General features: G+C 70.8%; 5 protein-coding genes. 4 read left to right on the top strand and 1 reads right to left on the bottom strand.

The annotated features are described in order from the left end of the window. The 3 genes from tssM to AC1DOC_RS19260 form a co-directional block, all read left to right on the top strand. Window positions 1-2,178, top strand: a 2,178-nt coding sequence (tssM, locus tag AC1DOC_RS19270; RefSeq protein WP_478130298.1) for a type VI secretion system membrane subunit TssM, incomplete at its 5' end; no start/stop codon positions are given. Window position 2,179: 1 nt separating this feature from the next. Then, on the top strand, window positions 2,180-2,905 hold the full coding sequence (tagF, locus tag AC1DOC_RS19265; RefSeq protein ID WP_049808425.1) for a type VI secretion system-associated protein TagF: 726 nt from the start codon (window positions 2,180-2,182) through the stop codon (window positions 2,903-2,905). A 31-nt stretch (window positions 2,906-2,936) separates the two neighbouring features. Then, window positions 2,937-4,994 carry a serine/threonine-protein kinase gene (locus AC1DOC_RS19260; RefSeq protein WP_478130297.1) on the top strand — a complete coding sequence of 686 codons (2,058 nt, stop codon included), beginning with the start codon at window positions 2,937-2,939 and terminating at the stop codon, window positions 4,992-4,994. Window positions 4,995-5,022: 28 nt separating this feature from the next. Here the strand turns inward: AC1DOC_RS19260 and AC1DOC_RS19255 are convergent, their stop codons facing one another. Then, complete coding sequence (locus tag AC1DOC_RS19255; protein ID WP_412510113.1) at window positions 5,023-6,576, bottom strand: YifB family Mg chelatase-like AAA ATPase; 1,554 nt, start codon at window positions 6,574-6,576, stop codon at window positions 5,023-5,025. A gap of 217 nt (window positions 6,577-6,793) precedes the next feature. Here AC1DOC_RS19255 and AC1DOC_RS19250 point away from each other — a divergent pair. Next, on the top strand, window positions 6,794-7,004 hold a 211-nt coding region (locus AC1DOC_RS19250), incomplete at its 3' end, for a TorF family putative porin (RefSeq protein ID WP_478130296.1).

Genomic DNA, 7,004 nt, shown 5'->3' with positions numbered 1-7,004 from the left:
CGCAACAACCGCGACTACGTGGCCGAGGTCGACACCAACGCCAAGGCCTTCAACAAGGCCGCGGCGCGCGGCGAACTGCCGACGGTGGTCGATTCCAACAGCGACATCGCGAGCTCGCTGCCCGTGCTCGACCGCCTGCGCGACCTGCCCAAGTCGAGCCATTTCGACATCGGCGATCCGCCCATGGGCTACCGCTTCGGCCTCTACCAGGGCGAGAAGCTGCAGGCCGCGACCGACGGCGTCTACCAGCGCGCGCTCGAAGGGGTGCTGCTGCCGCAGGCCGCGCAGCGCGTGGAGCAGGCGCTGCGCGAGGCTTCCAAGACCGATGCCGAATACAGCTACGAGGCGCTCAAGGCCTACCTCATGCTGTACGACGCGGAGCGCTACGACGCCGACTTTCTCCAGGCCTGGCTGCTCACCGACGTGGACCGCAAGATCGGCGCCGGCCTCACGCGCGAGCAGCGCACCAACCTCGAGTCGCACCTGAAGGCGCTGTTCGCCGAACGCGTGGTGACCTCGCCCTTCGCCAAGGACGACCGGCTCGTCACCGAGACGCGCAACCGCCTGGCCGGCGTGCCGCTGGCGCAGCGCGCCTATGCGCGGCTGCGGCGCATCCTGCTGCAGACCAGTCCGCCCAATGCCTTCAGCATCGCGGAGGCGGCGGGGGCCGAGTCGGCGCTGGTGATCAAGCGCACGAGCGGCAAGCCGCTCACCGACGGCATCCCGACGCTGTTCACCTACCGCGGCTACTGGGACATCTTCGACAAGCGCATGGCCGAGACCACGCTTGCGCTCGAACAGGAAGACCGCTGGGTGCTGCAGATCCGCGCGCCCGGCATGGCCGACATCACTTCGCGCGAGCTGCTGCTGCGCGAGGTGCGCCGGCTCTACCTCACCGACTACATCCGCGTCTGGGACGACTACCTGCTCGACGTCCGGCTGGCCGACAGCCGCTCGCTGCTGCAGAGCATCCAGATGACGCGTGTGCTCTCGACCAGCGAGTCGCCGATGTCGCGCCTCATCCGCGGCGCGGCGCGCGAGACCGACCTGCTGCGCAACCACGACGAGGCCACGCGCAGCCTGCTCGACCAGGCACAGAACCGCGTGGCCAGCACGCGAGAGCGCATCGAGCAGCTCATCGGGCAGCCCGACGGCAGCCAGCGCCGCAACACGGTGCCGGACCGCCCCGAATCGCTGGTGGACAACCACTTCGCGCCGCTTCGCCGCATGGTCACCGCGCCCAAGGCCGGCGGCCAGGCGCCGATCGACGCAACCGCCGCGCTCATCAACGAGCTCTACACCTTCCTCACCGCCACCGACACGGCATTGCGCAGCGGCAACATCCCGCCATCGAGCGACGCGGTCACCAAGGTGCAGGCCGAGGCGGGCCGCCTGCCGGTGCCGTTCCAGGGCATGCTGAACGACCTCTCGGCCACCGCGTCGTCCAAGGCGGCGGCGGTGACGCGGCAGAACATCGGGCAGAACGCGGCCGCCACCATCGGCCAGTTCTGCAGCCAGGCCATTGCGGGGCGCTATCCGTTCTCGCGCGGCTCGAACCGCGACGTGGCCGCCGGCGACTTCGCGCAGCTGTTCGCGCCGGGCGGCATGATGGACGACTTCTTCCAGAAGAACCTGGCCTCGCAGGTCGACACCTCCGTCAACCCCTGGGCCTTCAAGAAGGGCGTGGACGGCAGCTCGCCGGGGCGCTCGGCGTACCTCGATTCGTTCCAGAAGGCGCAGGCGATCCGCGACGTGTTCTTCTCGGGCATGGCGGGCGGGCGCACGCCCTCGTTCACCATCGACATCCGGCCCGAGGACATGGACGCCGCCATCAGCCAGTTCACGCTCGACATCGACGGCCAGACGGTGCGCTATGCACACGGGCCGCAGGCCCCCAGCACCGTCAAGTGGCCCGGCCCGCGCAACAGCAACCAGGTGCGGCTGCAGGTGACAACCGCCAGCGGCACGCCGGCCGGCGGCATCGTCACCGAAGGGCCGTGGGCGCTGCACCGGCTGTTCGACAAGGCCTCCATTTCGTCGGGCAGCGCGCCCGAATCGTTCAACGCGACCTTCGACCTGCAGGGCAGGAAGGTGGTGCTCGCGGTGACGGCGAACAGCGTCTACAACCCGCTGCGCCTGCACCAGATGAACGGCTTTTCGTGCCCCGGGAAATCCTGACATGAACAGCGGCATTCCTTCGCCGCGGGTATGGGTGCCCGACGACGAGCAGATCGGCTGGTACGGCAAGCTGCCAGCGGCCGGCGACTTTCTCTACCGCCGCGTGCCGCGCGAGCTGCAGGCCTGGTGGGACCGCTGGATGCAGAACGGCCTGGGCACCTTCAAGCGCTGGCCCGACGCCATGACGCGGCACTACGTGGTGGCGCCGGTCTGGAACTTCGCGATTCCGGCCACGCAGGGCGTGGACGCGGTGCAGTTCGGCTGCCTGGCGCCCAGCTGCGACCGCGTGGGGCGCTACTACCCCGTGTGCGTGACGCTGCAGGTGGCCGCCTCGAGCTACCGGCCCTCCATGCTCGAGGGCTCGGCCGCCTGGTACTGGCAATGCGGCAGCGCGCTGCTGCAGGCGATCCGCCACAGCGTGGCGCCCGACCAGTTCGACCGCCAGGTGCTGGCGGCGGCCCACGGCGGCTTCCAGACCGCGAGCGGCGGCTCGGACGACATCCTTTCGATCCTCGGGCCCGCGGCCGGCAGCGCCGGCGCCACCGGTGCGCAGCAGCGCCTCGGCTGGCCCGAGCTGCCGCTGTGCTTCGACGCCTTCGGAAGCACCAGCTACTGGTGGACCAACCAGGCGGACGGCTCGCCGCTGCGCACCGCCGCCCACGGCGGAGGCCTCAACACGCCGTTGTTCTCGAAGTTGTTTTCACAGGGGCATGTGCCATGGGCATGAACGACCAGACCCCCGCCGCGGGAGGAGATGCATGACGACCAACGCCAGCAATGACAACAGCAGCAGCACCAGCATGCAGGCCGATCCGCAGGAGCGCCCCCATCCGCTGGACGCGGGCCACCGGCTGGACGAATTCGAGCTGCTCGAGGTCATTGGCGAAGGCGGCTTCGGCATCGTCTACCGGGCCTACGACCACTCGCTGCAGCGCGAGGTGGCCATCAAGGAATACATGCCCTCGATGCTTGCGCGCCGCGTGGGCGACGACAGCGTGCATGTGCGCTCCGACCGGCTCACGGCCACCTTCCAGGCGGGCCTGCGCAGCTTCATCAACGAGGCGCGCACGCTCGCGCAGTTCAGCCATCCGGCGCTGGTGCGGGTGCACCGCTTCTGGGAGGCCAACAGCACCGCCTACATGGCGATCCAGCTCTACCGTGGCCGCACGCTGCGCCGGCTGGCCGAGGAAGAGCCGAAGAAGATCTCCGAGGCCTGGCTGCTGAGCATGCTCGGCCCGCTGCTCGGCGCGCTCGAGACGCTGCACCGCAGCCAGTGCTTCCACCGCGACATCGCGCCCGACAACATCTTCATCCAGCAGGACGACCTGCCGGTGCTGCTGGACTTTGGCGCGGCGCGCAAGTCGATCGCCGACCTGGTCGACGAAGTGGCGGTGATGGTGAAGTCCGGCTATTCGCCGATCGAGCAGTACGCCGACGACAACACGCTGCTGCAGGGCGCGTGGACGGATCTCTACGCGCTGGGCGCCGTGCTGTACCGCGCGGTCACCGGCCACCCGCCGCCATCGGCCGTGGTGCGCAGCGTGCAGGACGCCTACGTGCCGCTGTCGTCGCTGGGCCGCAGCGACCTGAGCCCGGCCTTCTGCGCGGCCGTCGACCACACGCTGGCCGTGCACAGCAAGGACCGCACGCAGACCGTGGCCGCATTCGCGGCCGAACTGGGGCTTGCCAAGCTGGGCGATACCTACGTGAGCGGACTGGCGGCGCCCATGGCCGTCATCGCGCCACCGCCGCCTTCGAAGGCCGCGCCCGCGGTGGCACCGGTGCCGCAGCAAGCGCCGGCTGCCTCGGCGGCACCCCAGGCATCGGCGCCAGCGGCGGCCGCAGCAGCGCAAGCCACTGCATCGGCCAGTGCTGTGCGGCCTGAAGCCGCTGCCCCCGAGCCCGCCGAGCCCAAGCCCAACCCCAAGCCTCAGCCCGCGTCCAAGGCCGAGCCGGCACCGTCATCGTCGCCCAAGCCCGCCGCACCGCGCGAGGCTGCGGCAGCGCCGGCGCGTCCTCCATCGGCTCCCGGCAAGCCGCAGCCTCAGCCAGCGCCGACCGGCAAGAAATCGTCGCGGCCGCCGTGGGGCCTGGTCGGCGTGCTGCTGATTGCGCTGGTGGCCGTGGGCAGCTGGATCGGCCTTCACTTGACTTCAGGCCGGCAGGAAACATCGACCGCCATGGTGCCGGTGCCCCCGCCGTCGGGGCCGATGTCCGCCACCTCGCCGCCGCCCGCCGCCATGCCGCCGGGCGAAGGCGCCGCTGGCGGCTCATCATCGTCATCGGCGCCCGCGGGCGAGAACGTGGCGGCAGCGCCCGGCACGCCGCCTCCCGCGGCAGCGGCCAGCGCACCGACCGGCCCGTTGACGCCGCTGACCAATGTGCCAGTGGGCGCGGCGCCGGCACCTGCACCGGCCACACCGGACCCCGCAGCCACGCCCCCGGGCGCAACGCCAACGCCCGTGCCGCCGCCGGAAGCCGCCATGGCCACCGCCGAAGCCGAGGACTGGAACCTGGCCCAGGCCGAGAACACGCGCGATCCGGTACCCACCGTGATCGCGGGCGGCCCGACCCCGCCGCCCGCGCCGCCGGCCGCTCCGCCCGGCATGGGCCGCGTGGTGCTCAACATCCGGCCCTGGGGCCAGGTCTTCGTCGACGGCGCCGAGCGCGGCGTGAGCCCGCCGCTCAAGTCGCTCTCGCTGCGCCCGGGCATCTACAACATCGAAGTGCGCAACGGCGACCTCGATGTCTACCGCCAGCGCGTGACGGTGCAGGACAGCAAGTCGGCGCCTGTGGTGAGCCACGAGTTCAAGTAGGCGCTCCTCTGCACCTTGGTGGGCGCGCTCAGTTCCGCAACGCCCTGCGGTACTGCACCGCCTCCGCCACATGCACCACCCCCACCGATTCGGCGCCCGCCAGGTCGGCCACGGTGCGCGCCACCTTGAGCGCGCGGTGCGTGCTGCGCGCCGACCAGCCGAGCTTGGCGGCGGCGTTGTAGACGAACTTGCGTGCCGCATCGTCGAGCGCGGCATGCTTGTCGATGGCGCCGGCCTGCAGCGCCTGGTTGGGGCCGCCCTGGCGCTGCAGCGCGAACTCGCGCGCGGCCACCACGCGGGCGCGGATGCTGGCCGTGGATTCGCCGGGCGGCGCATCGATGAGCTGCTGCGCCGACACCGCGGGCACCTCGATGTGCAGGTCGATACGGTCCAGCAGCGGGCCGCTGAGCTTGGCCTGGTAGCGCGAGATCTGGTCCGGCGTGCAGCGACAGGCCTTCAGCGTCGAGCCCAGGTAGCCGCAAGGGCAGGGGTTCATGGCCGCGACCAGCTGGAAGCGCGCCGGAAATTCGGCGCGACGGGCGGCGCGCGCGATGGTGATGGTGCCCGTCTCCAGCGGCTCGCGCAGCGCCTCGAGGGCCGAGCGTGCGAACTCCGGAAATTCGTCCAGGAAGAGCACGCCGTGGTGCGCCTGCGAGATCTCGCCGGGCCGCGGGGGCGAGCCGCCGCCCACCAGCGCCACGGCGCTGGATGTGTGGTGGGGCGCCGAGGTCGGCCGGTTCATCCAGCGCGCGGCCGAAAAACTGCCGGCCAGGCTGGCCACGGCCGCGCTCTCCAGCGCCTCGTCGACGCTCATGGGCGGCAGCAGGCCGGCAAAGCGCTGCGCCAGCATCGACTTGCCCGAGCCGGGCTCGCCGACCATCAGCAGGCTGTGCCCGCCCGCGGCGGCGATCTCGAGGGCGCGCTTGGCGCCGGCGTGGCCCTTGACGTCGGCCAGGTCGGCATAGAGCGGCGCGGGCGCCGCGGCTGCGGCGTGCACGCGGGCCCAGCCGTCCGTGGCGGGCTGCTGTTGCTGCTGTTCCTCGCCCTGCGGCAGCGCGGCGCCCTCGGGCATGAAGCGCTGCACCACGTCCAGCAGGTGCCTGGCGCCATACACCTCGCTGCCGGGCACCAGCGCTGCTTCCTGGGCGCTGGCGGCGGGCAGCACCAGGCGCGTCGCGATGCCGCGCGTGTGCAGGGCCAGCGCCATGGCGAGCGCGCCGCGCACCGGCCGCAGCTCGCCTGAAAGGGAGAGCTCGCCGGCAAATTCATGGCCCGCCAGCAGCGCGGGCTGGAGCTGCCCGCTGGCCGCGAGGATGCCGAGCGCGATCGGCAGGTCGAAGCGGCCGGAATCCTTGGGCAGGTCGGCCGGCGCCAGGTTGACGACGATCTTCTTGTTGTTCGGAAACTCCAGGCCGGCGTTCTGGATGGCCGAGCGCACCCGCTCGCGCGCCTCCTTGACCTCGGTTTCTGCYAGCCCGACGAGCGTGAAGCTCGGCAGGCCGTTCGCCAGATGCACCTCGACCGTGACACTGGCCGCTTCCAGCCCAAGCAAAGCGCGGCTTTGCACCAAAGACAGGCTCATTCCACTCCCTCTCACCATTGTGGTGCGCCCGTTTTTGGCCGGGCTCATGCACCGCGGTGCCCCATGGGGTACCGCAACTGAACACGCTTGTAACTATTTCGCCTGGGTTGCAGGTGCGGGGGAGGCCGCCGTGCCGCAGGGCAAAACGTGCACTTTGGCACGCTCCCTGCTATGAGACGGTGTCCCCCAACAATCCAACCAACTCCGAGGAGTCTCGATGATGCACCGTAAATTCGCCCAGGCAATGGCCGTGGCCGCCCTTGCTGCCCTGCCGATGCTTGCGAGCGCACAGCTCACGGGGAATGTGGCACTGACCAGCAACTACAAGTTCCGCGGCCAGGACCAGGACATGATCGGGAAGAACGACTACGCCAAGACCAAGGGCTTCAAGCCCGCGATCCAGGGCGGCTTCGACTACGCCTTCGGCG

The sequence above is a fragment of the Variovorax sp. 01T439_2 genome (genome assembly GCF_056398445.1).
Note: the sequence above shows the minus strand (reverse complement) of the source record. Positions and strands in the feature narration are given on the sequence as shown.

Bases quoted from the DNA above. Each gene is read 5' to 3' on its own strand.
- AC1DOC_RS19260 (WP_478130297.1), top strand. From the start codon at position 2,937: ATGACGACCAACGCCAGCAATGACAACAGCAGCAGCACCAGCATGCAG.
- tagF (WP_049808425.1), top strand. From the start codon at position 2,180: ATGAACAGCGGCATTCCTTCGCCGCGGGTATGGGTGCCCGACGACGAG.